The organism is Bordetella genomosp. 10, from assembly GCF_002261225.1.
In the GTDB taxonomy this organism is placed as follows: Bacteria; Pseudomonadota; Gammaproteobacteria; order Burkholderiales; family Burkholderiaceae_B; genus Bordetella_C.
The window spans coordinates 931,448-957,944 of record NZ_NEVM01000005.1; the positions used below are offsets into that span (position 1 = coordinate 931,448).

Consider the following 26,497-nt stretch of genomic DNA (forward strand, 5'->3'; position numbering starts at 1 on the left):
TCAATTGAATCGGCCGATCCGGCTCAGATCGGAGAAATTCATCCAGATGAAGAAGGCCTTGCCCACGATATTACCGTCCGGAACGAATCCCCAGTAGCGGCTGTCGGCGCTATTGTCCCGATTGTCGCCCATGGCGAAATACTGCCCCTCGGGCACCTTGCAGCGCACCCCGGCCCGGCTGTATTGACAGTTCTGCGAGTACGGGAACTGCCAGATGGGCTCATATTGCTGGTATTTTCCTTCTTCCAGCAGGATATCGTGCTCAACGTCGCCCAATTTTTCCTTATATCGGGACACGTAGGCGACCCGGTCCGGCTCGAAATAGTTGCCGTCGCGGGTATGGGTCACTTCCTGGCCGTTTACATACAGTTTCTTGTCCAGGTAGGCGATTTCATCGCCCGGCAGGCCCACCACGCGCTTGATGTAGTCCACGTCCGGGTCAACCGGGTAGCGGAAGACGATGACGTCCCCGCGCTGCAGCGAGCCGGTGTTGATGATCTTGGTGTCCAGGATGGGCAGGCGTATGCCGCGGCTGAACTTGTTCACCAGGATCAGGTCGCCGGACTGCAGGGTGGGCAGCATCGACCCCGACGGAATGCGGAAGGGCTCGACCACGAAGGACCGCAGCACGAAGACGAACAGGATCACCGGGAAAAAGCTGACGGCGTATTCGACCCACCACGGCGCGCGGCTGGCGGCCTCGACCGCGGCGCGGCGCTGGCGCTCGGTTTCGGCGGGATCGGCGGCGCCGGTGTCGGCCGCCGCGGCCCGGTCGAACTGCGCCCGGGCCTCTTCGCCCTTGCGCTTGCGCGACTTGCGCAACACCGTGATGTCCAGCAACCAGATGACGCCGGTGACCACCAGCAGGATGAACAAGATCAGCGCGAAATTCCAGCTCATGTGTAATGCCTTATTGGAACTTATTTGTCTTCCACTTGGAGGATGGCGAGGAAGGCCTCTTGCGGGATTTCCACGCTACCGACCTGCTTCATCCGTTTCTTGCCCGCCTTCTGCTTTTCCAGCAGTTTCTTCTTGCGGGTGATATCGCCGCCGTAGCACTTGGCGAGCACGTTCTTGCGCAGGGCCTTGACGTTCTCGCGGGCGATGACCTCGGCGCCGATGGCCGCCTGGATGGCGACGTCGAACATCTGGCGCGGGATCAGCTCGCGCATCTTGGACACCACTTCGCGCGCGCGGTAGCGGGCGTTGCTGCGGTGGACGATCATCGACAAGGCGTCGACCTTGTCGCCGTTGATCAACAGGTCGACCCGCACCACGTCGGCGGCGCGGTACTCCTGGAACTCGTAGTCCATGGAGGCATAGCCGCGCGAGACGGACTTCAGCTTGTCGAAGAAGTCCAGCACGATCTCGCCCAGCGGGATCTCGTACACCAGGTGCACCTGGCGGCCGTGGTAGCTCATGTTCAACTGGACGCCGCGCTTGTTGTTGCACAGGGTCATGACGGGACCGACGTAGTCCTGCGGCATGAACAGCGTCACCTTGACGATGGGCTCGCGGATTTCGGCGATCTTGCCGATTTCGGGCAGGCGCGAGGGGCTTTCGATGAAGATCACCTCGCCGTCGCGCTGTTCGACCTCGTACACCACCGACGGCGCGGTGGTGATGATGTCCATGTCGAACTCGCGCTCCAGCCGTTCCTGCACGATTTCCATGTGCAGCAGGCCGAGGAAGCCGCAGCGGAAGCCGAAGCCCAGCGCCTGCGACACTTCGGGTTCGAACATCAGCGCGGCGTCGTTGAGCTTGAGCTTTTCCAGCGAATCGCGCAGTTGGTCGTATTCGCTGCTCTCCACCGGATAGAGGCCCGCGAACACCTGCGGCTTCACTTCCTTGAAACCGGGCAGCGGCGCCGGCGCGGGCTTGCCCGCCAGGGTGATGGTGTCGCCCACCTTGGCGTTGGCGAGTTCCTTGATGCCCGCGATGATGAACCCCACCTCCCCGGCCGACAACTGCGTCCGCTGCACCGACTTGGGCGTGAACACGCCCACCTGTTCGCACAGGTGCGTGGCGCCCGAGGCCATCAGCAGGATCTTGTCCTTGGGCCGCAGCACGCCGTTGACGATGCGCACCAGCATGACGACGCCGACATAGTTGTCGAACCAGGAATCGATGATCAGGGCCTGCAGGGGGGCGTCGACCTCGCCCCGGGGCGGCGGCACGCGCGCGACCACGGTTTCGAGAATCTCGTCGATGCCCATGCCGGTCTTGGCGCTGGCCAGCACGGCGTCGGACGCGTCGATGCCGATCACGTCCTCCACTTCCTGGCGCGCGCCGTCCGGATCCGCCTGCGGCAGGTCCATCTTGTTGAGGACCGGCAGCACCTCCACGCCCAGCTCGATCGCGGTATAGCAGTTGGCCACCGTCTGCGCCTCCACCCCCTGCGAGGCGTCGACCACCAGCAGCGCGCCCTCGCAGGCCGACAGCGAGCGGCTGACTTCGTACGAGAAGTCGACGTGCCCCGGGGTGTCGATGAGGTTCAGGTTGTAGACCTTGCCGTCCTGCGCCTTGTACTGCAGGGCGGCCGTCTGGGCCTTGATGGTGATGCCGCGCTCGCGCTCGATGTCCATGGAGTCGAGCACCTGGGCCGACATCTCGCGATCCGCCAGGCCGCCGCAGCGCTGGATCAGGCGGTCGGCCAGGGTCGACTTGCCGTGATCGATGTGGGCGATGATGGAAAAGTTGCGGATATGCTGCATAGACAGGGGGACAAGAGGAAAAAAGGAACGGCCAAAAACAAGGGGGCGCAAGGCGCCCCCTTGTTGCGGCAACCAGCGATTTTAGCCGGTCTTTGCGTTTACTTGGACGGCTGCACCGCCACCCACTGGGTCTGGTCGCCGCGGCGCACCAGCACGCCGATCGACTTGGTCTTGTCGACCTTGCCGGCGGTCTTGACGAATTGGTCCGGGCTGGTGATATCCGTGTCGTTTATTGCCAACACAATATCCCCTTCCATGATGCCGGCCCGGCCCGCGGCGCCTTCGGCCTGGCGCACCAGGACGCCGCCGGTGATTTTCATCTTGCGCTGGGTTTCGGCCGGCACGGGGACCACGGTCAGGCCCAGGGCGCTGGAGGACTCCGGTTCCGTCTTGGGATTGGATTTCTCCTTGGCGGCGGTCTTGGGCGGCTGGATTTCCGCGATCTTGACCGTCAGCGTCAGCGACTTGCCCTTGCGCCAGACCTGCAGCGGCGCCACGGTGCCCGGCTTGGTCTCGCCGACCATGCGGGGCAGATCGGACCAGCGGGCGATGCTGCGGTCGTTGAACTTGAGGATGACGTCGCCCGGCTGCACCCCGGCGGCCTCGGCGGGGCTGTCGCCCTCGACGCTGCTGACCAGGGCGCCTTCCGCCTTGGACAGGCCGATGGCGGTGGCGACGTCGTTGGTCACCTCGCCGATCTGCACGCCGATGCGGCCGCGCGTCACCTTGCCGTTGGCGCGCAACTGCTCGACCACGCGCATGACCTCGTCGATCGGGATGGCCAGGGAAATCCCCATGAAGCCGCCGCTGCGCGAAATGATCTGCGAGTTGATGCCGACCACCTCGCCGGCCAGGTTCAGCAGCGGACCGCCGGAGTTGCCGGGGTTGACCGCCACGTCGGTCTGGATGAAGGGCAGGTAGTCGCCGGTGTCGCGGTTGATGGCGCTGACGATCCCCGCCGTGACGGTGGAATCCAGGCCGAACGGCGAGCCGATGGCCAGCACCCACTGGCCCTTCTTGAGCTTGGAATCGTCGCCGATGGGCAGCGGCGTCAGGCCCTTGGCGTCGATCTTGAGCAGGGCGACGTCGGTGCGCTCGTCGGTGCCGATGACCTTGGCCTTGAACTCGCGGCCGTCGGTGGTGGTGACGAAGATGTCGGTGGCGTCGCTGACGACGTGATTATTGGTCAGCACGTAGCCGTCGGCCGAAATGAAGAAGCCGGAACCGACGCCGCGCGGCACGGTGCGCTCTTCGGGTTCCTTGTTGCTGTCCTTGGGCGTCTTGTCGCGCGGCGTGCGCTGGCCGGGCACGCCGGGCATGCCCGGCGGCTGGAAGTCGGGGCCGAAGAAAAAGCGGAACAGGTCGTAGGGATCCTGGCCGTCCAGGCCCGGACGGCGCACGGGCACGGTCGCCGTGGTGCGGATATTGACCACCGCCGGATCGGCCTTCTCCACGATGCTGCTGAAATCGGGCATCGTGACCGTGGGCATGGGCGTCTGCGCCTGGGTCTGCGCCCGTGCGGGCGTGGCAGCCACGCCGGCCAGCGCCGCGACGGCGCCCATCGTCACCAGCAAGCGCCGCAGGAGCGCTTGCGTCTTCTCATAGGAAAAGTTCATGTACAACTCCGCGTAAATATACGGGTCTTTCTACCACGGATTTCATACGAAAGTCCGTGCCGGCCCGCTGCGATATGGCGCGCCGGACGTGATTTCTTGAAAACTTGCTTATTTCGGCGGGGGCACGGCCGAGGCCGCGGGCGGCACGAATTCGGTTGCCTTCGCCAGGTGCTCCAGCGTGGCGGAAGGCACTTCGCCCAGCGCGGTCAGCCAGAAATCCGCAATGCGCGTGCCATAGACGCTGACGGCGCCGCGCCGATAGGCGCCATGCGGCTGCCGGCTGTTGCGCTTCTTGTCGAACGGCTCGATGAAAACCGAAATGGCCGCCAGCCCGTCGGACAGGACCAATTGGCTTACCGATTCGTTGTGCCCCAGGATGCGGGCCACCTGCGACACCTGGACGAAGCCGGGCGGGACCGGGATGCGCCAGCCCTGCGCCGCCAGGTCGACCGGCTGCATGGTCGACTGCTGGACCTTCCAGTCCTTGTACGGCCAGCGCGACTCCAGCAGCTTGCCGTCGACGTCCTTGCCCAGCCGCAGCGTGGTGAACGTCACCTGTTCGATGACGCTGTTGCCGGCCGACAGCGTCTGCGCCTTCAGCAGCAGGTCGTTCTGTTCGTCGGCGCACAAGCGGTAGCCATAACGCGCCTTGTCCAGGGGCTCGATGGTGATCATGCGGCATTCGCGGCCGGCGACGCGATGCGGCGCGGCGTCGCCATAGACGTGGTAGAAGCGCGTGACCGCAGCCGGCGAACCCAGCAGCAGGCCCGGGAAACGGTCCGCGCGGCGTTGCTGCGACAGCACGATCTTGCGCTCGGGCACCAGGCACTGCACGTCGTCGTTGTGGCGCAGGTATTCGCGCGGCTGCCCGTCCAGCACTTCGAGGCGTTCGCGCTCGCCGCTGCCGTCGACCATGTGCACCAGGCGCGAGGACTGGATCAGTTCGCCCTGCTGGTAGGTGAAGATGCCCGAGTAGTCCAGCTTGCGGGCGGCCTCCTGGATGCGCGACAGCAATGCCTGGGCTTCCTCGGCCCCCATGGGGGTGCGCGCCGCCAGATTGCCCTGCGCCTGGGCCAGTCCGCCACCCAGGCAGCCCAGCAGCGCCACGAAGGACAGGCTCATCGCCCGCGAGGCTACGCGCAGACTGGGCATGGCCAAGGTCGCGATCATCAGCGGCCGGCCCCCAGGTCGAAGGAAACCTGGCGGATGGCGCTGGGGCCGGCCATCTGCATGTGCGCTTCGAGGTAATCGCTGAGCACGGGCTCCTCGGCGGAGGACGCCGCGGGCGTGGCGTCGGCGATGACGCGGGTTTCCTGGGACGGCGTCCCGCCGCCCAGCAGGGGCTGGGCGACCCAGACCACCGAGGCCACGGCGGCGGCCATGGCGGCCCCGGACAGGCCCAGGCGCCACGACGGCCGCGCGAAACGGCGCTTGCGCGGCGCCGCCACGATGGTCAGCTCGTTATCCAGCGCCGCCGACAGGCGGGCGCTGAAACCTGGGGAGGGGGTGATCGCCAACTCGGGATTCCGCATGACATCGCCTATCAGGTGGTAGGTATCCCAGGTTTCCCGGCCTTCGGCGACTTCCAGTCCGTCGAGCCACTCCTCGAAACCCTCGCCATCCATCCAGGCCGACACCGACGCTTCCCAGGACAGTTCTTCCTCGGACAGTTCGGACGGATCTGTGTGTTGCATGATGACTTGCTCCTTACCAGCGACGATCGGCATCGTTGCCGAGCATGGGCCGCAAACGGGCGGCGACGGCCTCGCGCGCGCGAAAAATCCGCGAACGCACGGTCCCGATGGGACACCCCATGCTCTGGGCGATGTCTTCGTAACTCATTCCTTCAATTTCCCGCAGGACGATCGCCGTGCGCAGCTCTTCAGGCAAGCTCTCGATAGCCGCGTTCACCGTTTCGGCGATCTCGCGGCTGGCGACCATGGATTCGGGGGTGCTTATATCGCTTAGGTTGTCCGCCTCGTTAAAAGTTTCACCATCTTCGTTTTCCACCGCGGTCGGGGCGCTGGGACGGCGTCCGCTGGAGGCCAGCCAGTTGCGCGCGGTGTTGATGGCGATGCGGTACAGCCAGGTATAGAAAGCGCTCTCGCCGCGGAATTGCGGCAAGGCGCGGTATGCCTTGATGAAAGCTTCCTGGGCGACGTCCTCGATTTCCGCGGGGTCGCGGATCATGCGCGAGAGCAGGCGCATGATCTTGCGCTGATACTTCATTACCAGCAGATCGAAAGCTTTCTTGTCGCCGCGCTGGACGCGGGCGACCAGCTCGGCGTCGATTTCGCGTTCGCTCATGCGGGCCCCGTCCCCTTCTCTGCCCCCGCCCTGGCCGCGGTCCTCGCCAGCGCCTGCCGGCCGCCCGCCGCCGCGCGGCGCAGGCGCCGGTGGCTCAGCAGGTTCAGCCGGCGCCAGGCGGAAGCCGGCAGCGCATCCTGCCAGACCGTGAAGGCGACCCGGCGCGCGCGCCAGGACCCGCGGCGGGGACTGAGCGGCGCCCGCAGATCGCCCTGCAAGGCAAGGCAGCGCCAGCCGCGCGCCGCGGCGCGCAAGGCCAGCGGACGCCAGCCGCGGCGCTGGCGCACGTACAAGGCATGATCGGCGGTGAACAGCAAGGCCCGCACGGCGGGCGCGCGGGAAATGCCGGCGTAAATGCCCAGCGCCACGGCGGCCAGCGCCAGCGTCCAGGCCAGCCCGGCGGGCAGGCCCAGCCAGGCCAGCGCGCAGGCGGCGGCCGCGCCGCCGGCCCAGCGCATGGCGGACCCGGCAAGCGCGGCCCAGCGCGGCCGCAACACCGGCACGCGCAGGATCCAGCCGCTATGCTCCGTGGCGCTCAAGTCAGATCCGGCGAACGGCCATCGACCCGTTCGTGCCGCCAAACCCGAAGGAGTTGGACAACGCGACGTTGATCTTCATCTGCCGCGCCTCGTTGGCGCAGTAGTCCAGGTCGCATTCGGGATCCTGGTTGAAGATGTTGATCGTGGGCGGCGAGACCTGGTTGTGCACGGCCAGCGTCGTGAAGACCGCCTCGATGCCGCCGGCGGCGCCGAGCAGGTGGCCGGTCATCGACTTGGTCGAATTGACCACCAGCTTGCGGGCATGGTCGCCGAAAGCCAGCTTCAGGGCGTCGGTCTCGTTCTTGTCGCCCAGCGGCGTCGAGGTGCCATGGGCGTTGACGTAATCCACGTCTTCCGGATTGAGGCCGCCGTTGCGCAAGGCGTTGACCACGCCGCGGCGCGGGCCGTCCTTGTCCGGGGCGGTAATGTGGTACGCGTCGGAACTCATGCCGTAGCCGACGAATTCGCCGTAGATGCGCGCGCCGCGCTTCTTGGCGTGTTCGTATTCTTCCAGCACCACCACGCCGGCGCCCTCACCCAGCACGAAGCCGTCGCGGTCGCGGTCCCAGGGACGCGAGGCCGTGGCCGGATCGTCGTTGCGGGTGGACAGCGCGCGCATGGCGGCGAAACCGCCGATGCCCAGGGGAGAAACCGTCGACTCGGCGCCGCCGGCGACCATCACGTCGGCATCGCCGTATTCGATCAGGCGAGCGGAATCGCCGATGCTGTGCAGGCCCGTCGTGCAGGCGGAAACGACCGCGTAGCTCGGTCCCTTCATGCCGTACTTGATGGACAACTGGCCGGAAATCAGGTTGATCAGCGAACCCGGCACGAAGAAAGGCGAAATACGGCGCGGGCCGCGTTCGAGCAGATCGGTCTGGGTCTCTTCGATACGGGGCAGGCCGCCGATGCCCGAGCCGATGATCACGCCGATGCGCTCGGCATTTTCCTCGGTCACTTCCAGGCCGCAATCCTGCCAGGCCTGCACGCCGGCCGCCAGGCCGTAATGGATGAAGGTATCCATCTGACGCGCTTCTTTCACGGGCATGTATTGCGTGACGTCGAAGTTCTGCACCTCGCCGGCGATATGCGTGGTCAAGGCGCTGGGATCGAAACGGCTGATGCGGCGAATGCCCGAACGTCCGTTCACGATATTGTCCCAGGCAGTGGTAATGTCGTTGCCAACGGGGCAGACAATACCCAGTCCGGTGATGACGACGCGTCGTTTCACGGATGACTCCTCAAACAGACAAAACAAAGGCGGCCCGGAACATGCCGTCCGCGAGAGACGCGAGCACGCGGGGCCTGCCGGTCGGACGCGGGCCAGAATGGCCACGCCCGGGCATGGGCCGCACGGCCCGACCCCGCGCGAGCGCGCGGCATGTTCCAAAAACCGCCCTGGTTCCCGCCGGGGGAGCAAACCCCCGGCGCGGGGAAGGAAAGGCTAGCTTACTGCTTACCGTGCGAATTGATGTAATCGATCGCTTGTTGCACGGTCGTGATCTTTTCTGCCTCTTCGTCGGGGATCTCGGTCTCGAATTCGTCTTCGAGGGCCATGACCAGCTCAACCATGTCGAGCGAATCGGCACCGAGGTCGTCAAGAAAGGAAGACTCGTTCTTGATCTCGGCTTCATTGACGCCAAGTTGTTCAGCGACGATCTTCTTGACGCGCTGTTCGATGCTTTCCATGCAGATCTCCAATTGGGAAAAATCCCGCGAATTATAGCCAAGCGCAGAGGAATGCAAACGCCGGACCGTGAGAAAAAAACTACCCCCGGGGAGCATCCACCGGGAATACGCGGACGCCGGACTGGCGACCTTTGCGACGAACCTCGTCCAACATCGGCCTATCCCCGTCATTTCAAGGGAAGGACCGCGGCAGGGCGAGGTCCGCGGAAACTACATATACATCCCGCCGTTCACATGCAAAGTCGTGCCGGTAATGTAACCGGCATGCGGCCCCGCCAGGAAGGCGACCGCATGCGCGATATCCGACGGCGACCCCAGGCGGCCCAGGGGAATCTGCTGCAGCAGCGCGGCGGTCTGGCTTTCGCCCAGGACGCGGGTCATGTCGGTGTCGACGAAACCCGGGGCCACGCAGTTGACGGTAATGCCGCGGCTGCCCAGCTCGCGCGCCAGCGCACGCGACATGCCCGCCACGCCGGCCTTGGCGGCCGCGTAGTTGGCCTGCCCCGGATTGCCGGACGAGCCCACCACCGAGGTGACGTTGATGATGCGGCCCCAGCGGGCCTTCATCATCACGCGCATGACGCCGCGCGACAGGCGGAAAACGGCGGCCAGGTTGGTATCGATCACCGCGTCCCAGTCCTCGTCCTTCATCCGCATGGCCAGCGTGTCGCGCGTAATCCCGGCATTGTTGACCAGGATGTGCGGGCCGCCGTCCTTCGCCAGCGTCTCGAGCAGCGCGTCGCAGGCGGCGGCGTCGGTGACGTTCAGCACCACGCCGCGGCCGCCGTACTGGGCCAGGGCTTCGCCGATCGCCTGGGCGCCGGATTCCGAGGTGGCGGTGCCGACCACGGTGGCGCCGCGCACGGCGAGTTCATGCGCAATCGCCTTGCCGATGCCGCGCGTGGCGCCGGTGACCAGCGCCAGTTTGCCTTGCAGGTCCATTGCATTATCCATTTCAATTGCCTCCGAGCAGCGCCAGCGCGGCGTCCAGGGAAGCCGGATCGGTGATGGCCAGGCCCGTCAGTTCGCCGTCGATGCGCTTGACCAGGCCCGCCAGCACCTTGCCGGGGCCGCATTCGACCACGTGGGTGACGCCCTGCTCCTTGATGGCGCGGATGGTTTCCACCCAACGCACGGGATGCCAGGCCTGGCGCACCAGCGCATCGCGGATGGACGCGGGATCGCTCGGCGCCAGCACGTCGACGTTGTTGATGACGGGAATGGCGGGCGCGCTGACGATGACGTCGTTCAAGGCCTTGGACAGCACCGCCGCGGCGGGCTCCAGCAGGCTGGAATGGAAAGGCGCCGAAACCGGCAGCAGGATGGCGCGCTTGGCGCCGGCCGCCTTCGCCGCTTCGCAGGCGCGCTCGACCGCCGCCTTGTGGCCGGCGATCACGACCTGGGCCGGGGCGTTGAAATTGACGGCTTCCACCACCTCGCCCTGCGCGCCCTGCGCACAGGCGGCGCGGACCGCGTCGTCGTCCAGGCCGAGAATGGCGGCCATGGCGCCCGTGCCCACCGGCACGGCGGCCTGCATGGCGTCGGCGCGGATGCGCACCAGGCGCACGGCGTCATCGAGCTGCAGGGCGCCGGCCGCGGTCAGCGCGGCGTATTCGCCCAGGCTGTGGCCGGCGACCACTTCCGGCAGCGGACCGCCGGCGGCGCGCCAGGCGGCGAAGAAGGCCACGCCGGCCGTCAGCATGGCGGGCTGGGTATTGGTGGTGAGGTTGAGCTGGTCCGCGGGCCCCTGGCCGATGAGCGCGCCCAGGTCCTGCCCCAGGGCGGCGCTGGCGCGCGCGACCGTGTCGGCGACGGCGGCGTTGCCGGCCCAGGCATCGAGCATGCCTACCGATTGAGAACCCTGTCCGGGAAATACAAAAGCGATTTTCATCTTTTTGGCGGGATTACCGTTTCGTGGCTGTCATTCTGGCAAGGACCGAGCCCCAGGTAAAGCCGCCGCCCACGCCTTGCATGAGCACGGTGCACCCCGGCTGGATGCGGCCTTCGCGGCACGCGGCGTCCAGGGCCAGCGGCACGCTGGCGGCCGAGGTGTTCGCATGGCGATCCACCGTGACGACCAGCTTTTCGGCGGGCAGGCCGAGTTTACGGGCCAGGAAATTGAGAATGCGCAGATTGGCCTGGTGCGGGATCAGCAGGTCGATATCGCCGAGCGTGACGCCCGCTTCCTCGCAGACGTCGCGGGCGGAGCGGTCGAGCACCGTCACGGCCTGCTTGAATACGGCCTGGCCGTCCATGCGCAGGAAGGGATCGCCGACCACTTCGCCATAGGCCACGTTGCCGGCCGCGCAAAGAATCTTGGTCTGGCTGCCGTCGGCGCGCAATTGCGCGGCGAGGATGCCGGGCTCGGCCGCGGCGCTCAACACCACGGCGCCGGCGCCGTCGCCGAACAGCACGCAGGTGGAGCGGTCGTTCCAGTCGAGAATGCGGGAGAAGACTTCCGCGCCGATCACCAGCGCATGGCGGGCGCGGCCGGTGCGCACGAAGCTGTCGGCGGTGGTGAGGGCGTAGACGAAGCCGCTGCACACGGCCTGCACGTCGAAGGCCGCGCCGTTGCGGATGCCGAGCTTGTCCTGCACCAGGCAGGCGGTGCTGGGGAAGACGAAATCGGGCGTGGACGTGGCGACGATGACCAGGTCGATATCGCCCGGCTGCAGGCCGGCGTCCTCGATCGCGCGGCGCGCTGCCTCCGAGGCCAGGGTGCTGGTGGTGACGCCGCGCTCGGCCAGGTGGCGCTGGCGGATGCCCGTGCGCTCGACGATCCACTCGTCCGACGTGGCGATGTCGCGCTGGGCCAGCTCCGCCGCCAACTCGTCGTTGGAAACCACGCGCGGGGGCAGATAGCTGCCCGTGCCGGTGATCGCGGAATACTGCAAGGAATTCTGTTTCAAGCGGAGTCTCCCGCCGCGCGCGGCAATGCCGTCGCCACGTTGTTGGTATGCACGCTCTGGTGGATCTGCGCCACGCTTTGCATGATGCGTTCCAGCAGCCTGCTGGCCACCGCCTCGCGCGCGCGCTGCAAGGCGAAGCCGAAGGCATAGACGTCGGCCGAGCCGTGGCTCTTGATGACCACCCCGCGCAGCCCCAGCAGCGCCGCGCCGTTGTAGCGGCGATTGTCGACGCGGCGGCGCAGGCGGTTGAGGACGGGCGACGCGATGGCGCCCGCCAGCAGGGTGATGAGGTTGCGTTTGAATTCCTCGCGGATGACGCTGCTCATCATCTTGGCGAGGCCTTCGATGGACTTCAGCACCACGTTGCCGACGAAGCCGTCGCAAACGACGACGTCGACCGTGCCCTTGAAGATGTCGTTCCCCTCCACGTTGCCGTGGAAGTTCAGCGGACTGGCGCGCAGCAGCTCGGCGGCTTCCTTCACCACCTCGTTGCCCTTGATCACTTCCTCGCCGATGTTCAGCAGGCCGACCTTGGGCCGCTCGCAATGATCGAGCGCCTGCGCCAGCGCGGTGCCCATGATGGCGAACTGCAGCAGGTGCTCGGCCGTGCAATCGACGTTCGCGCCCAGGTCCAGCACCGTGGTAGCGCGGCCTTCCTGGTTGGGAATGGACGTGGCGATGGCCGGCCGGTCGATGCCGTCCATCGTCTTCAGCACGTAGCGCGTGATCGCCATCCAGGCGCCGGTATTGCCGGCGGACACGCAGGCGTCGGCGCGGCCGTCCTTGACCGCCTGGGCAGCCAGGCGCATGGACGAATCCTTTTTGCGGCGCAGCGCGACCTCGACCGGATCGTCCATCGTGACGACCTCGGAGGCCGGCACGATTTCGATCCGGTCGCGCGGCACGTCCCGCGACGCGCCCAATGCCTTTTCGATGGCATCGGGCACGCCGACCAGCAGCAGCCGGGCGTCGGGAAATTGCCGGGCGAACGCGATGGACGCGGGTATGGTGGTGGGCAGGCCTATATCGCCGCCCATGCAGTCAATGGCGATGCGTATCACGGGTGCCAAGTATCAGCGCCAGCCTAAACGAACAGTCCGGTCACGCGTTACGCGGTGACTTACTCGTCGTTCTTGGTCTTGATGACCTTGCGGCCACGGTAGAAACCGTTGGGGCTGATGTGGTGACGCAGGTGCGTTTCGCCCGTGTTCGGCTCGATCGCGGTCGACGGAGCGGCCAGGAAATCGTGCGAGCGGTGCATGCCGCGCTTGGAGGGGGACTTCTTGTTTTGTTGAACAGCCATGATGACTCCTAGAATCGGGCCGCATTGTACGCGATGCAGCCCGAATGTTGATCTCAATCTTTGTGCTTCAGTTTTTCCAGCACCGCGAACGGCGATGGACGCTTGACAGGTTCGGATTTTTCCTGGCCTGCCTGTCCCGCCGCGCCCGGGCAGACTTCATGCCTGGGCACGTAGGGGATATTCAAAATCAATTCATCCTCAACCTGGGACAGCACGTCGAAACGCTGCGATCCCACTACTTTCTCGGGGGCGGCCGCGCCGGAACCCGGCTCGCCGTCCTCTTCTTCATCCTCGTCGTCGCGGCCATCGTAGCCGCCGTCGTCCAGTTCGGACTCGTTGCGCACCAATTGCAGCAATACTTCCGCATCGATGGGAAACGCAAAAGGCTCCATGCAACGCTGGCAGATCAGCACCGGACTGGCCTGCACCCGCAGTTCCAGCAAGGGCTCGTCCATCGCGCCGCGCAGGCCCCGCAACTGCCAATGCACTTCGCCGCTCGCGTCGTCGGGCTGCTTGGGCAGCCCCTCGACCGCGCGCAGCATGCGCGCCAACGGCACGCTGCCTTCGGCCTGCTTGCCCAGGCGAACGAACTCGAACGCGTCGATGATGCCGGCCGGCTGCTTTTTCATCGCTTCTCTCGATGGCGCTTTCGACCCACCCGCGGCCTGCCGCGCCGCCGCTTCCGTAGCGGCGCCCTTGCCGGACCCGGCCATGGCTTCACCTTTATACATTCGCGGCCTGCTCCGCTCGCTATGCCGCCGTATCGCTCACTGCATACCGCTCACCGCGTACCGCATACCGATTTCTACGCAGAAACCGCGAGGAAAATCCCGCGAAACGTTAGATAATACTGTGACTTACGTCATAACGTCAAACCAAGCATGACTATTTCCCCACGCCGCCTGATCCTCGCCTCGACCTCCAAATACCGCCGGGAACTGCTGTCGCGCCTGCGGCTGCCCTTCGACGTCGTCCCGCCCCTGGTCGACGAAACGCCGGCGCCCGGCGAAGCGCCGGCCGACCTGGCCGTGCGGCTGTCCCTGGCCAAGGCCGAGGCCGTGGCGCGGCAGCACCCCGGCGCCGTCGTCATCGGCTCGGACCAGGTGGCGACGGTCGACGGCACGCCGATCGGCAAGCCTGGGGATTTCGTCGGCGCCCAGCGCCAGTTGCGCAGCCTGTCGGGCCGCGAAGTGGCGTTCCATTCGGCCCTGGCCGTGACCGACGGAGAGCGCGTCGCCCATGCGGACATCGTCACCCGCTGCCGCTTCCGCGAGCTTTCCGACGCCGCCATCGACGCCTACCTGCTGGCGGAATCCCCCTACGACACCGCCGGCAGCGCCAAGGCGGAAAGCCTGGGCATCGCGCTGATGGAGAGCATACAGAGCGACGATCCTACCGCCATCATCGGGCTGCCGCTCATCGCCCTGACCAGCATGCTGACGCTGTTCGGCCTGGACCCGTTGACGGCCGGCCACGGCGGAGCGGCGCAATGAGCGCGGCCGGACACGCGGCGGAGGGGAAAGCGACGGCAGAGAACGCCACGGCGGCCCAGGCGCGCGGGCAAGGCGGCGGCGAACCCGGCACCCTGCACCTGATTCCCGTCGGCCTGGGCGATGCGCCGCCCGACCGCTGGCTGCCCGCCGAAGCGCGCGGCCTGGCCGCCCGCCTGGACTGCTACATCGCCGAGAACGCCAAGACGGCGCGCGCCTTCCTGAAGCAGATCGGCACGCTGCGGCCGCTGCAGGAGATCGCCATCCATACGCTGGGCGAGAAGACCAGCGCCGCCGAGATCGACGGCTGGCTGCGGCCCTTGCGCCAGGGCGGGGAAATCGGCCTGGTCTCCGAGGCGGGCTGCCCGGCGGTCGCCGACCCGGGCGCGCGCGTGGCCGACGCCGCGCATCGCATGGGCCTGCGGGTCCGTCCCTGGGTGGGGCCGTCCTCCATTCTGCTGGGCCTGATGGCCAGCGGGCTGGACGGACAGCGATTCGCCTTCCATGGCTATGCGCCCGTGGAGCCCGGCGAGCGGGCGCGCCAGTTGCGCGCCTGGGAACAGTTGTCAGCGCGCAACAACCAGACGCAGATGCTGATCGAAACGCCCTATCGGAACGCCGCCATGTTCGCCACCCTGCTGGCGAGCCTGCGCGGCGACACCCGGCTGTGCGTGGCCCGGTCCCTGACCACGGACGACGAATGGGTGCGCACGGCGACGATCGCCGACTGGAAGTCCCGTCCGGCGCCGGACCTGGACAAGAAGCCGACGCTGTTCCTTTATCTGGCCCGATGACGGCGCGCCCGATGACGACGCGGAAGCATTTTCGCGCCGGCCGCCGCGCGGCGCTGGCCCTGCTGGGCGCGGGCGCGCTGGCGCTTGCCGGCTGCGCGCAGCGCTGGCCGGCGGGACTGGACGTCGACACGTCGATCACGGCCCTCAGCCAGGACAGCCGGGTGCGCTTCATCGTGCTGCACTACACCGACGGCGACGAAGCCGTCTCCCTGCGCACGCTCTCGCGCGGCGACGTCAGCGCCCACTACCTGGTCAGCGACGAGGAAACCGGCGGCGGCCGGGTGCGCGTCTACAACCTGGTGCCCGAGGACCGCAACGCCTGGCACGCGGGCGAAAGTAGCTGGTTCGGCCGCACCGCCCTGAACAACGCCTCCATCGGCATCGAGATCACCAACGAAGGCCCCCTGCCCGGCAGCGCGGACCAGCCGCCGGCGCCGGCGGTCCCGGCACAGCCCGCGCCCGCGCTGTCCGCGCAGGGACAACAGCCCGCCGGGCAGGCCCCGGCGTGGCGGCCGCCGCGTTGGCAGCCCTATACGGAAGACCAGATCCGCGCCGTCATCCTGCTGGTGCGCGACATTGCCCGGCGCCACGGGGTGCGGCCGGAGAACATCGTCGGCCACAGCGACATCGCCCCGCAGCGCAAGACGGACCCCGGCCCCCTCTTTCCCTGGCGCCGGCTGGCCAAGGAAGGCCTGGGCCGCTGGTACGACGAAAGCGCCGCCCAGGCCGCCGCCCAGCGCTACGCGAGCGAGGGCCTGCCGGACGCCGGCTGGTTCCAGGCCGAACTGGCGCGCGTGGGCTACGACGCGCCGCGCACGGGCGTCTACGACGCCGCCACCACGCGCGTCATCGCCGCCTTCCAGATGCACTACCGCCCGGCCCGCTACGACGGCGTGGCCGACGCCGAGACGGCGGGCATCCTGAGCGTGCTGCCGGGCGAGAGCGAATAGGCGGAGGGCGAGTAAGCGGCGGGCGGCGCCCCCGCGTCACGCGGACCGCGTCCGCCTGGCGCGCGCCCACAGGACCACGCGCCAGGCCAGCAAGGCCAGCAATACCGCCCCATACCAGAGCGGCTGGGTGAAATCGTGCTTGCCCGCCTTGTGCCACCACAGGTGCAGCAGCGCCAGCAGGCCGACCAGGTAGACGGCGCGATGCAATCGCCCCCAGTTGCGCCCCAGGCGCCGCATCGCCGCCTGGAAGGACGTCAGGGCCAGGACCAGCAGCAGGACGAAGGCCAGGAAACCGACCAGGATGAAGGGCCGCTGCCCCACGTCCTCGACCATGGACGCCGGATCGAATCCGCGATCCCAGCCGGCCCAGGACAGGAAATGCAGCAGGCCATAGAAGAACGTGAACAGGCCGCACATGCGCCGCACCCGCAGCAGGGCCGGCTGGTCCAGCAGGCGCCGCAAGGGCGTGATGGACAAGGTCACCAGCAGGCAGACGAAGGTCCAGGTGCCCGCCGAACGGGTCAGGAACTCGACCGGATTGGCCGTCAGGCCGTCGTTCATCCCCAGCCAGACCCAGCGCAGCACGGGCGCCAGCCCCAGCAGGAACAACAAGGGCTTGAAGCGGCCGACCTGGCGCGCGGTCCATGGCCGCCGCGCGGCGCCGGACGGAGACAGATACGCCGACATCAATGCGCCGCCATCAATAATTCGCGCGCAGGTCCATGCCCTGGTACAGCGACGCCACCTGGTCATAGCCGTTGAACATCAAGGTCTTGCGCTTGGGACTGAACAAGCCGTCGCCGATGCGCCGCTCCGTGGCCTGGCTCCAGCGCGGATGCGGCACGTTGGGATTGACGTTGGCGTAGAAGCCATACTCGTTGGACGCGGCATCCATCCAGGAACTGACGGGCATTTTCTCGACCAGCCGGATCGCCACCAGCGACTTGGCCGACTTGAAGCCGTACTTCCACGGCACGATCACGCGCACCGGCGCGCCGTTCTGGTTGGGCAGCACCTTGCCGTAGAGTCCGAAGGTCAGCAGGGCCAGCGGATGCATGGCCTCGTCCAGCCGCAGGCCTTCCGTATAAGGCCAGTTCAGCACGCCGCTGCGCAGGCCGGGCATGGTGTCGCGCTGCGCGACGCTGACGAATTGCACGAATTTGGCGTTGCCCGTGGGCTCGACCTGCTTGAGCAGCGCGGACAGGGAATAGCCGATCCAGGGGATGACCATGGACCAGCCCTCGACGCAGCGCAGGCGGTAGACCCGCTCTTCCTGCGGCGCCAGCTTGAGCAGTTCGTCGATGTCGAAGGTGCGCGGCTTGCCGACCTCGCCCTCGACGCGGAGGGTCCAGGGCCGCACCCTCAGCGCCTTGGCGTATTTGGCCGGATCGCCCTTGTCCAGGCCGAACTCGTAGTAATTGTTGTAGGACGTGATGTCGCCGTAGGACGTCTGCTTGTCCATGACGGTGTACTGGGCGTTGGCCGCCGAGGGCAAGGCCGGCAGGCCGTCCCCTTCCCCCTCCGCGCGCGCCGGCGGCGCCAAGCCCGCCGCGCCCAGGGCGGCCAGCCCCGCGCCCGCCCGGCCCAGCCAGGCGCGCCGCGCCCGCCAGACGGGTTCCGGGGTGATCTCCGAGGGAGGAATGTCCGAAGGTTTACGTATGAGCATGGCTGCCGGCTCCAGAAAGCGCGTCCTCGCGGGGCGAGGCGCAGCGAAATATTTTCACCAAGACCTCCACTAGGACCGGGCGGCCGGGCTGGACGTTCCCCTGGCGCGGTGCAAGCATGCGCCCCGGGCCCGGGCTCGTTTCACGCCCGGTTGACGCGACAGCCGCCCTGCCCTTCGTCCCTTGCCCTCAGTTCTTCGAGGCCAGCCAGGCGCCCAGCTCCGCCACCGTTTCCACGATCGCCTGGGGCGCGCAGCCTTCCAGTTCCTTGCGGGTGTGGGCGCCATAGGTGACGCCGACGCCGTGCACGGAGGCGTTGGCGGCCATCTGCAGGTCGTGCGAGGTGTCGCCTATCATGACCACGCGCTCCGGCAGCACGTCCAGCTCCGCCATGATTTCGTGCAGCATGGCCGGATGCGGCTTGCTGAAGGTTTCGTCCGCCGTGCGGGTGGCGTGGAAGGCGTCGGCCAGGCCGCTGGCCGCCAGCGCCCGGTTCAGGCCGACCCGGCTCTTGCCGGTCGCCACCGCCAGCCGCACGTCGCGCCGCGCCAGGTCCTCCAGCATCTCCCGCACGCCCTCGAACAGCTTCAGTTCAGGATCCCGCAGCAGGTAGTTCACGCGGTAGCGCTCCAGGAAGCGGGGCATCATGGACTTCGGCAGGTCCGGCACGGCGTGGCGCAGCGCCCCCTCCAGGGACAGGCCGATGACCCAGCTCGCCTGCGAGGCCGACGGCACGGGCAGGTCCAGGTCCCGGCAGGCGCCCTGGATGGCGGCCACGATATGGTGGGTCGAATCCATCAGCGTGCCGTCCCAGTCGAACACCACCAACGAATAAGCCATGGTCAAGCACTCTCCAGCGTTTTCAGTAATTGCACGCAAGCCTGCGGCAGCGGCGCGCGCAGGTCCAGCGTTTCCCCGGTAAGCGGGTGCGGAATGGTCAATTGGTGCGCATGCAGGAACATCCGGTTGAACCCCTGGCGCGCGAACGCGGCCCGGGTTTCATCGTCCCCGTATTTATCGTCGCCGACAATGGGAAAACCGCTGGACGCCAGGTGCACGCGGATCTGGTGGGTGCGGCCGGTGCGCAGTTCGGCCTCGACCAGGCTGTAGCGGCCGAAGCGCTGCTTGAGGGTGACGATGGTATGGGCGGCCTGCCCCTCGCGGTCCACGCGCACGCGCCGCTCGCCCGACGCCGTGGTCCACTTCAGCAAGGGCAGCTTGATGTGCTGGCGGTCGTTGACCCAGTCGCCCTGGACCAGCGCGTAGTAGCGCTTGCTGCCCAGCCCCTCGCGGAACATGCGATGCAGGCCCAGCAGGGCGTTGCGCTTCTTGGCGATCATCAGCAGGCCGGAGGTCTCGCGGTCCAGGCGGTGCGCCAGCTCCAGCATCGGCGCCTGGGGCCGGGCGGCGCGCAACCGCTCGATCACGCCGAAGGCCACGCCGCTGCCGCCGTGCACGGCGATGCCCGCCGGCTTGTCCACCACCAGCATGCCCTCGTCTTCATAGACCACGGGAAACTCGGCCGGCGGCACCGCGCGCGGCGCGTCGGCGGCCGGCAGGCGGAAAGGCGGCACGCGCACGACGTCCCCTTTTCCCAGCCGATGGTCCGCCTGGATGCGTCCCTTGTTCACCCGCACGTTGCCGTCGCGGATCGCCTTGTACACATGGCTCTTGGGTACGCCCTTGCACAGGCGGAACAGGAAATTGTCGACCCGCTGGCCGTCGTGCTCGTCGGTCACTTCGACCATGCGGACGGCCGCGGGCGCGCTCGGGGAAGTCCCAGGGGAGGATTCTTTGCGCATTGCGAAAAGCGGCATATAATCGGGACAGCCTTAAGGGGCTGAAATGGGGGGCTGTGGCTGAATGGCCGCTTGGCGTAGAGATGCTGTTGCAACTCCGTCGGGTACGCTTTTTTGGCAACGCCGTCCGGTGCGCAGGACGCTATTGTACCGCCTGCTCGATTTCAGCTCCGGGGTCATTCGGTCGCCGGCGCAACCGAGCCCAACAGAAAGTGGTGTGGCACATTTTGCCCGCTTTCATGACAGGACCGTTGCAAGCCGCGCGCGGCTCTGAAGCATTCGCAAGCATCGTCGCATTTAACGCACCAGGCGCGCGCCCTCACTTTTCGCCGCGTCTGAGTTCCCACAGCAATTATTCGTCAACCACATACGTGCTCCTGACTCTCCTGCTGACAGAACCCCGTGCCTACCGGCACGCAGTGCCCGCCTGACTGGCGCGGATACGCCTGGGCGCCGCCCGGGTACGGTCCGCAAGCCGCTTGCCCTTGCCGCAGTCCGCAGACCGCGTGATCCGAGGTCACGCGCCGATATCGGCGTGTCATGACTACGGAGAACCTTCTCATGAAGCGAATGTTGTTCAACGCGACGCACCAGGAAGAACTGCGCGTCGCCATTGTCGATGGGCAGAAGCTCATCGACCTGGACATTGAAACCGCCGGCCGCGAACAGCGCAAAGGCAACATCTACAAGGGCATCATCACCCGCATCGAACCCGGCCTCGAAGCCTGCTTCGTCAACTACGGCGAAGATCGCCACGGTTTCCTGCCGTTCAAGGAAATCGCGCGCAGCTACTTCAAGGAAGGCGTCGACGTCCGCACCGCCCGCATCCAGGACGCCCTGCGCGAAGGCCAGGAGCTGATCGTCCAGGTCGAGAAAGAGGAGCGCGGCAACAAAGGCGCCGCGCTGACCACCTTTATCTCGCTGGCCGGCCGCTACCTGGTGCTGATGCCCAACAACCCGCGCGGCGGCGGCGTCTCGCGCCGCGTCGAAGGCGAGGACCGCCAGGAACTGCGCGATACGATGGAGCAGTTGCAACTGCCCCAGGGCATGAGCATCATCGCCCGCACCGCCGGCATCGGCCGCAACGTCGAGGAACTGCAGTGGGACCTGTCCTACCTGCTGCAACTCTGGACCGCCATCGACGGCGCCGCGCGCGACAATTCCGCGCCCATCCTGATCTACCTGGAATCGAGCCTGGTCATCCGGGCCATCCGCGATTACTTCTCGCCCGAAATCGGCGAGATCCTGATCGATACCGACGAGATCGCCGATCAAGCCACCGCGTTCATGAGCGTGGTGATGCCGGACAACGTGCACCGCGTCAAGCGCTACCGCGACGACGTGCCGCTGTTCTCGCGCTTCCAGATCGAACACCAGATCGAAACCGCCTACTCGCGCAACGTCACCCTGCCCTCCGGCGGCTCGATCGTGATCGACCACACCGAAGCGCTGGTGGCGGTGGACGTCAACTCGGCGCGCTCCACGCGCGGCGCCGACATCGAGGAAACCGCCCTGCGCACCAACCAGGAAGCGGCCGATGAAGTGGCGCGCCAACTGCGCCTGCGCGACCTCGGTGGCCTGATCGTCATCGACTTCATCGACATGGAGGACAGCAAGAACCAGCGCTCGGTGGAACAACGCCTGCGCGATGCCTTGCATTTCGACCGCGCCCGCGTGCAGATGGGCAAGATCTCGCGCTTCGGCCTGATGGAGCTGTCGCGCCAGCGCCTGCGCCCGGCCCTGAACGAGGGCTCGCACATCACCTGCCCGCGCTGCAACGGCACCGGCGTGATCCGCGACGCGGAATCGAGCGCCCTGCACGTGCTGCGCCTGCTGCAGGAAGAAGCCATGAAGGAAAACACCGCCGCCGTGCACGCGCAAGTGCCGGTGGACGTGGCGACCTTCCTGCTGAACGAGAAGCGCGCCGACATCGCCAAGATGGAAGCCCGCCTGAAGGTCAACCTGGTGCTGATCCCCAACAAGCACCTGGAGACCCCGCATCACCACATCGAGCGCCTGCGCCACGACGACCCGCGCCTGGAAGAGACCAAGACCAGCTTCGAGCTGGCCGAGGCTCCCGCCACCGACGTCGCCTGGGCGCCGCGCGAACAGGAAGTGAAGGCCCGTCCGGAAGCGCTGGTCAAGGGCATCACCCCCTCCCAGCCCGCGCCCGTCGCGCCGGCGCCGGTTCCGGCCGCGCCGGTGGCGGCCCCCGCGCCGGCGCCCGCCGGCCTGGGCGGCTTGTTCAAGCGCCTGGTCGGCTGGCTGTCCGGCGGCGAGAAGCCCGCCGCGACGTCCGCGGCCACGCCGGTCCAGTCCGACGAGGCCCGGCGCGCCGCCAGCCGTCCCAAGTCCCGCACGCATGACGGCCAGGACCGCCGTGGCGAGCGCCATGGTTCCGACCGTGGCCGCGGCGGCCGCCGTGGCGAAGGCCGCAACGCCGAGGCCGTGGAAGGCGCCGACGCCAACAACCGCCACCATGTGCGCGGCGGCCGCCGTAGCGGCGACGCCGAACGGGCACCCCGTGGCGAACGCACGGAACGCGGCGATCGTGGCGACCGCGCGGAACGCGGACAACGCGAGGCCGTCCAGGCCGCGGCTGCCAGCCAGGCGGTGAACCAGGCCGCCGAGCAGGCCGAACGCAACCTGCCACCGGTGGAGACCCTGGAGGACGGCACGCCTGCCCGCCAAGGCCGCAACCGCCGTGGCCGTGGCGGCCGCAACCGCCGCGAGGAAACCGGCAGCGATGCCGTCATGAGCGAGCAGGAAAGCATGGTCGCGGCCCTGGCCGAGACCGTGGCCGCCGCCCTGCCGCCGGATGACGTCACCGACACCGCGACCCGCGATGCCGCCGTGGCCGAGGCCGAAACCGACGAGTTCGGCAATCCCCTCGCCGCGGAAGGCGCGGGCGCCGATCCGGAACGCAAGCGCCGCCGCCGCCGCAGCCGCCGTGGCCGCCGCAGCCAGGAAGACGGCGTGAGCACGGACGCCGAAGGCCAGGAAGATACGCTCGACGCCTCGGAACAGGCGGACGCCGAAGACCGCCTGGCCGCCGAGGCGCAGGCCGCGCTGTCGGAAGTCGCGACGCCGGTGGATACGGCCAGCCCGGTCGAAGCCATCCAGGCGCACGTGGCGGCGCCGATCGCCGAGCTGTCCGAGTCGACCCCGGCGCCCGCCGCGGCCGAACCGGTGACCACCACGGCGCCTGTCGCCGTGACCGAGCCCGTGCAGATCGCCACGCCGGCCGAGATCGCGGCGGAAACGCCGGCGCCGCAGGTTCAGGCGGTTGATGCGCCCGCGGCCGCCGAGGCGCCGGCGGTTGCCGTGGCGCCTGCCCCGGCTGCTGCTGCTCCGGCTGCTCCTGCCCCGGCCCCCGTGCCGGAACAGGCTGCCGCGCCGGCTTCGGCCTTCGCGCCGGAGCAAGCCGCTGCGCCCGCTCCTGCTGCTGCATCGGTTCCGGCCGAGGCGCCGGCTGTTGCGTCCGCCGAGATCGCCGCTCCGGCGCCGGTCCAGGCGGCTCCGGTCCAGGCTGCTGCGCCGGCTTCGGCCGCTGCTCCGGTCCAGGCTGCTCCTGTTCAAGCGGCTACCCCGGCTCCGGCTGCTGCCGAGCCCCAGTCCGCTGCCCCGGCTCCGGCCGCTGGCGCGAACGGCGCGCCCAGCAAGCAATCGCTGCATAACGTGGTCAACGCCGCCGGCCTGAAGTGGATCGAGACCGACCCCGAGCGTCACGCCCAGACCCAGCAACGCATCGCGGCCAGCCATGTGCCGCTGCGCCTGGGCCGCGAGCGCAAGCCCGTGGCGCCGGTTTCCAGCCAGCCGCTGGTGCAGGTCGAAACCCGCCGCTGATCCGCCCGACCAGGCTGGTCAGCCCTAAGCCCCGAGGCCCGGACCACCCGTCCGGCCTCGGGGTTTTTTATTGGGCGGCGTGGGCCGCCGGCCAGCCATTGGCGGGTGACCTGAGTGTGCCCGGTGGCTACGTAGCCCCAATCCAGCCATGGACGCCCTATCCGTGCTCTCCACAAACCGCGGGCATAAAAAAACCCTGGCGCATGGCCAGGGTTTTAAGACTTCAGACTTCGGATACTTCATGCGCCGGCCGGCGCCGGCATATTGCCGCCTGGCGGCCCGGCCGGCCCGTGGAAGGCCGACGGGAGACCGCCGGGGGCAACGGTCAGAACAGGTAGGTGTACGTCACCTGGGTCACGTCCAGGCCCGGATTCGGGCGCTTGATGCTGGCGTTCGAGAAGTGCGAATAGCGCAGGCTCACGCGGTTGTGCTGGTCGAACTGGAAGCCCAGGCCGATGTGGTCGCCGAACTGGAAGGCCGTGCTGATGGTCTCGCCGGCGAACTTGGTGTGATTGAACACCGTGGCGCCCACGCCGCCTTCGAAGAAGAAGCGGTCGGACACCCACCAGCGGAACATCGGGATGGCGTTCACCTGCCAGGCATTCGAGGGATGGCCGCCGCCGCTATGCGCCCACCAGTAGGCGGCGCCGAGTTCGCCGGTCAGGTCCAGGCGGCCCAGGCTGCCGCTGATCTGCCACAGCGGCGCCGTTTCGTAGTTGATCGCGGTGCGGTTGTACTTGTCGCCGATACCGCCCTGCACGCTGACGCCGCCTTTGTCCTGGGCTTGCGCGGCCGGAACGGCGCACGCCATCGCCAGGGCCGCCAACGCGCCCGCTACCAAGCTCTTTTTATAACCACTCTGCATGGGGAACACTCCAACTAGCTACATTTTTCAAGGTATAGACGCGCTGTAACTTATCAGAAAAAATCAACAGCGGCCATGAGACCGGGGAATCGCCCGGCCCGCCTGGGCAAGAAAGCCACGAAATACAGTTTTCGAAAATCGGCACCAATCCGCCGGCATGGCCTTGTTGACTTTCTCGCGCCGCGCCCTTAGCACGCGGCGTGCCCGGCGGACGCGAGCAAGCATCCGCCTCAGGCGGTCAGGACTTCGGCGGGCTGCCGCGTCAGCAGGGCCAGCAGGCGGGCGATTTCGTCGCGCAATTGGCGGCGGTCCACCACCATGTCGATGGCGCCCTTCTGCAGCAGGAACTCGGCGCGCTGGAAGCCTTCGGGCAATTTCTCGCGCACGGTCTGCTCGATGACGCGCGGACCGGCAAAACCGATCAGGGCCTTGGGCTCGGCGATCACGACGTCGCCCATGAAGGCGAAGCTGGCCGACACGCCGCCCATGGTCGGATCGGTCAGCACGCTGATGAAAGGCAGTTGCGCGGCCGACAGGCGCGTCAGCATGGCATTGGTCTTGGCCATCTGCATGAGCGACAGCAGGCTTTCCTGCATGCGCGCGCCGCCCGAGGCGGCCACGCAGATGAAGGGCGTCTTCTGCTCCAGCGCGGCCTGGGCGCCGCGCGCGAAGCGCTCGCCCACCACCGAGCCCATGGAACCGCCCATGAATTCGAATTCGAAGCAGGCCAGCACCGCCGGCACGCCCTTGATCGAACCGCTGACGACCACCATGGCGTCGGTTTCGCCCGTCTGCTTGACGGCTTCCTGCAAGCGTTCCGGATACTTGCGCGAGTCCTTGAACTTCAGCGTGTCGACCGAACGGATGGACTGGCCCAGTTCGACTCGGCCTTCCAGGTCCAGCAGCGAGTCGATGCGCGCGCGCGAGCCGATGCGCATATGGTGGTCGCACTTCGGGCAGACGTGCAGATTGGCGGCGAGGTCCTCGTTATAGAGCACCGATTCGCAGGACGGGCACTTGACCCAGAGACCTTCCGGTACGCGCCGAGCGGTAGGCTCGGTCGTCTTGTTGATGCGCGGCGGCAGGAGTTTTTCGATCCAGCTCATTGTGAGTTTTATCCTGGGTGGAGAAAGGCGGCCGCTCAGGCCGCCGCGGAGTCCCGTTTGACGTCGTCCAGGGCCTGGCGGATGGTGCTCAGCCAGGCGCCGGCGGCGCTGGCGGCGGCCTCGGCCTGGCCGGCGGCGGGAACGCCTTCGATGGCTTTTTCCATGGTCTCGATCAGCTTGCTGCCGATCACCACGGCGTCGGCCACGCGCGCCACGCGTCGGGCGCTGTCGACGTCGCGGATGCCGAAGCCCACGCCCACCGGAATGTGGACGTGGCGGCGGATGGCGGCCAGCCTGGCCGCCACGTCGTCGGTGTCGATATGGCCGGCGCCCGTCACGCCCTTGAGCGAGACGTAATAGGCGTAGCCGCGCGCCACCTTGCCGACCGCCTCGATGCGGGCCTCGGTGCTGGTGGGCGCCAGCAGGAAGATGGGGGCGATGCCCTTGGCGCCCAGCAGCTCGGCGAACTCGCGCACTTCCTCGGGCGGGTAGTCGACCACCAGCACGCCGTCGACGCCGGCGGCCGACGCCGCGTCGACGAAGGCGGCCTGGCCCATGGCCTCGATGGGATTGGCGTACCCCATCAGCACCACCGGCGTGGCGTCGTCCTCGCGGCGGAAGCCGGCCACGGCGTCCAGCACCTTGCGCAGGCTCATGCCCTGCGCGATGGCGCGCTCGGTGGCGCGCTGGATGACGGGACCGTCGGCCATGGGGTCGGAAAACGGCACGCCCAGCTCGATGACGTCGGCGCCGGCGCGCACCAGCGCATGCATCAGCGGCACGCAGGAAGCCGGCGAAGGATCGCCGGCGGCGATATAGGGAATCAGGGCGGCGCGGCCGGCCGCCCGGGTACGGGCAAAGGCGGCGCCGATGCGGTCTTTTTGTGCGGTCATGCTGTTCTGGTCA

General features: G+C 67.7%; 26 protein-coding genes. 4 read left to right on the plus strand and 22 right to left on the minus strand.

Translation table 11 applies throughout. From position 1 onward, the window contains the following. From lepB to CAL29_RS20455, 15 genes are all read right to left on the minus strand, one after another. Window positions 1–900: a signal peptidase I gene (gene lepB, locus CAL29_RS20385; RefSeq protein WP_094854848.1), complete on the minus strand. Its 900-nt coding sequence runs from the start codon at window positions 898–900 to the stop codon at window positions 1–3. 20 nt (window positions 901–920) lie between these two features. After that, window positions 921–2,714, minus strand: a complete 1,794-nt coding sequence (gene lepA, locus CAL29_RS20390) for a translation elongation factor 4 (RefSeq protein WP_094854849.1) — start codon at window positions 2,712–2,714, stop codon at window positions 921–923. A gap of 98 nt (window positions 2,715–2,812) precedes the next feature. Then, a complete protein-coding gene (locus CAL29_RS20395; RefSeq protein ID WP_373559801.1) occupies window positions 2,813–4,330 on the minus strand; it encodes a DegQ family serine endoprotease in 1,518 nt (505 codons plus the stop codon). A gap of 108 nt (window positions 4,331–4,438) precedes the next feature. After that, entirely contained in the window at window positions 4,439–5,482 is a 1,044-nt protein-coding gene (locus tag CAL29_RS20400) for a MucB/RseB C-terminal domain-containing protein (protein WP_179284120.1), read from the minus strand. A 17-nt stretch (window positions 5,483–5,499) separates the two neighbouring features. Then, window positions 5,500–6,024, minus strand: a complete 525-nt coding sequence (locus CAL29_RS20405) for a sigma-E factor negative regulatory protein (protein WP_179284121.1) — start codon at window positions 6,022–6,024, stop codon at window positions 5,500–5,502. 13 nt (window positions 6,025–6,037) lie between these two features. Further along, window positions 6,038–6,637 (minus strand): RNA polymerase sigma factor RpoE, encoded by a 600-nt coding sequence (gene rpoE, locus CAL29_RS20410; protein WP_094854851.1) that lies wholly within the window; start codon window positions 6,635–6,637, stop codon window positions 6,038–6,040. After that, window positions 6,634–7,176 carry a hypothetical protein gene (locus tag CAL29_RS20415; protein ID WP_094854852.1) on the minus strand — a complete coding sequence of 181 codons (543 nt, stop codon included), beginning with the start codon at window positions 7,174–7,176 and terminating at the stop codon, window positions 6,634–6,636. The genes rpoE and CAL29_RS20415 overlap by 4 nt, the downstream gene beginning before the upstream one ends. Before the next feature lies 1 nt (window position 7,177). Continuing rightward, the gene (gene fabF, locus CAL29_RS20420) at window positions 7,178–8,407 is read right to left on the minus strand and encodes a beta-ketoacyl-ACP synthase II (protein WP_094854853.1); all 1,230 of its coding nucleotides are present in this window, start codon (window positions 8,405–8,407) and stop codon (window positions 7,178–7,180) included. 218 nt (window positions 8,408–8,625) lie between these two features. After that, complete coding sequence (gene acpP / locus CAL29_RS20425) at window positions 8,626–8,865, minus strand: acyl carrier protein (protein WP_003813816.1); 240 nt, start codon at window positions 8,863–8,865, stop codon at window positions 8,626–8,628. 210 nt (window positions 8,866–9,075) lie between these two features. Further along, complete coding sequence (fabG, locus tag CAL29_RS20430; protein ID WP_094854854.1) at window positions 9,076–9,819, minus strand: 3-oxoacyl-ACP reductase FabG; 744 nt, start codon at window positions 9,817–9,819, stop codon at window positions 9,076–9,078. Window position 9,820: 1 nt separating this feature from the next. Continuing rightward, window positions 9,821–10,756: an ACP S-malonyltransferase gene (gene fabD, locus CAL29_RS20435; RefSeq protein WP_094854855.1), complete on the minus strand. Its 936-nt coding sequence runs from the start codon at window positions 10,754–10,756 to the stop codon at window positions 9,821–9,823. A gap of 13 nt (window positions 10,757–10,769) precedes the next feature. Continuing rightward, a complete protein-coding gene (locus tag CAL29_RS20440; RefSeq protein WP_373559828.1) occupies window positions 10,770–11,759 on the minus strand; it encodes a beta-ketoacyl-ACP synthase III in 990 nt (329 codons plus the stop codon). A gap of 11 nt (window positions 11,760–11,770) precedes the next feature. Next, on the minus strand, window positions 11,771–12,835 hold the full coding sequence (gene plsX / locus CAL29_RS20445; RefSeq protein ID WP_094854857.1) for a phosphate acyltransferase PlsX: 1,065 nt from the start codon (window positions 12,833–12,835) through the stop codon (window positions 11,771–11,773). Between the two features lie 59 nt (window positions 12,836–12,894). Next, window positions 12,895–13,077: a 50S ribosomal protein L32 gene (gene rpmF / locus CAL29_RS20450; protein ID WP_094854858.1), complete on the minus strand. Its 183-nt coding sequence runs from the start codon at window positions 13,075–13,077 to the stop codon at window positions 12,895–12,897. 53 nt (window positions 13,078–13,130) lie between these two features. Then, complete coding sequence (locus tag CAL29_RS20455) at window positions 13,131–13,706, minus strand: YceD family protein (RefSeq protein WP_094854859.1); 576 nt, start codon at window positions 13,704–13,706, stop codon at window positions 13,131–13,133. Window positions 13,707–13,958: 252 nt separating this feature from the next. Here CAL29_RS20455 and CAL29_RS20460 point away from each other — a divergent pair, with 252 nt between their 5' ends. From CAL29_RS20460 to CAL29_RS20470, 3 genes are read left to right on the plus strand one after another with little or no spacing between them, the layout of a single operon-like run. Then, window positions 13,959–14,570 (plus strand): Maf family nucleotide pyrophosphatase, encoded by a 612-nt coding sequence (locus CAL29_RS20460; protein WP_094854860.1) that lies wholly within the window; start codon window positions 13,959–13,961, stop codon window positions 14,568–14,570. Next, on the plus strand, window positions 14,567–15,361 hold the full coding sequence (locus CAL29_RS20465) for an SAM-dependent methyltransferase (RefSeq protein WP_094854861.1): 795 nt from the start codon (window positions 14,567–14,569) through the stop codon (window positions 15,359–15,361). The genes CAL29_RS20460 and CAL29_RS20465 overlap by 4 nt, the downstream gene beginning before the upstream one ends. A gap of 11 nt (window positions 15,362–15,372) precedes the next feature. Further along, window positions 15,373–16,311 carry an N-acetylmuramoyl-L-alanine amidase gene (locus tag CAL29_RS20470; protein WP_094856787.1) on the plus strand — a complete coding sequence of 313 codons (939 nt, stop codon included), beginning with the start codon at window positions 15,373–15,375 and terminating at the stop codon, window positions 16,309–16,311. 36 nt (window positions 16,312–16,347) lie between these two features. On the opposite strand, the gene msrQ is transcribed toward CAL29_RS20470, so the two are convergent. From msrQ to CAL29_RS20490, 4 genes are all read right to left on the minus strand, one after another. After that, the gene (gene msrQ, locus CAL29_RS20475; protein ID WP_094854862.1) at window positions 16,348–16,998 is read right to left on the minus strand and encodes a protein-methionine-sulfoxide reductase heme-binding subunit MsrQ; all 651 of its coding nucleotides are present in this window, start codon (window positions 16,996–16,998) and stop codon (window positions 16,348–16,350) included. Between the two features lie 13 nt (window positions 16,999–17,011). Further along, on the minus strand, window positions 17,012–17,977 hold the full coding sequence (gene msrP, locus CAL29_RS20480) for a protein-methionine-sulfoxide reductase catalytic subunit MsrP (protein ID WP_094854863.1): 966 nt from the start codon (window positions 17,975–17,977) through the stop codon (window positions 17,012–17,014). A 187-nt stretch (window positions 17,978–18,164) separates the two neighbouring features. Beyond that, window positions 18,165–18,815, minus strand: a complete 651-nt coding sequence (locus tag CAL29_RS20485; RefSeq protein ID WP_094854864.1) for an HAD-IA family hydrolase — start codon at window positions 18,813–18,815, stop codon at window positions 18,165–18,167. 2 nt (window positions 18,816–18,817) lie between these two features. Further along, entirely contained in the window at window positions 18,818–19,792 is a 975-nt protein-coding gene (locus tag CAL29_RS20490; protein ID WP_094854865.1) for an RluA family pseudouridine synthase, read from the minus strand. 543 nt (window positions 19,793–20,335) lie between these two features. Between CAL29_RS20490 and CAL29_RS20495 the strand changes: the two genes are divergently transcribed. Then, on the plus strand, window positions 20,336–23,620 hold the full coding sequence (locus CAL29_RS20495) for an Rne/Rng family ribonuclease (protein WP_094854866.1): 3,285 nt from the start codon (window positions 20,336–20,338) through the stop codon (window positions 23,618–23,620). A gap of 325 nt (window positions 23,621–23,945) precedes the next feature. Here the strand turns inward: CAL29_RS20495 and CAL29_RS20500 are convergent, their stop codons facing one another. From CAL29_RS20500 to trpA, 3 genes are all read right to left on the minus strand, one after another. Continuing rightward, window positions 23,946–24,485 carry an acyloxyacyl hydrolase gene (locus CAL29_RS20500; RefSeq protein WP_094854867.1) on the minus strand — a complete coding sequence of 180 codons (540 nt, stop codon included), beginning with the start codon at window positions 24,483–24,485 and terminating at the stop codon, window positions 23,946–23,948. 230 nt (window positions 24,486–24,715) lie between these two features. Beyond that, window positions 24,716–25,591, minus strand: a complete 876-nt coding sequence (gene accD, locus CAL29_RS20505; RefSeq protein WP_094854868.1) for an acetyl-CoA carboxylase, carboxyltransferase subunit beta — start codon at window positions 25,589–25,591, stop codon at window positions 24,716–24,718. Window positions 25,592–25,626: 35 nt separating this feature from the next. Beyond that, the gene (gene trpA, locus CAL29_RS20510) at window positions 25,627–26,484 is read right to left on the minus strand and encodes a tryptophan synthase subunit alpha (RefSeq protein ID WP_094854869.1); all 858 of its coding nucleotides are present in this window, start codon (window positions 26,482–26,484) and stop codon (window positions 25,627–25,629) included. Between the last annotated feature and the right edge of the window lie 13 nt (window positions 26,485–26,497).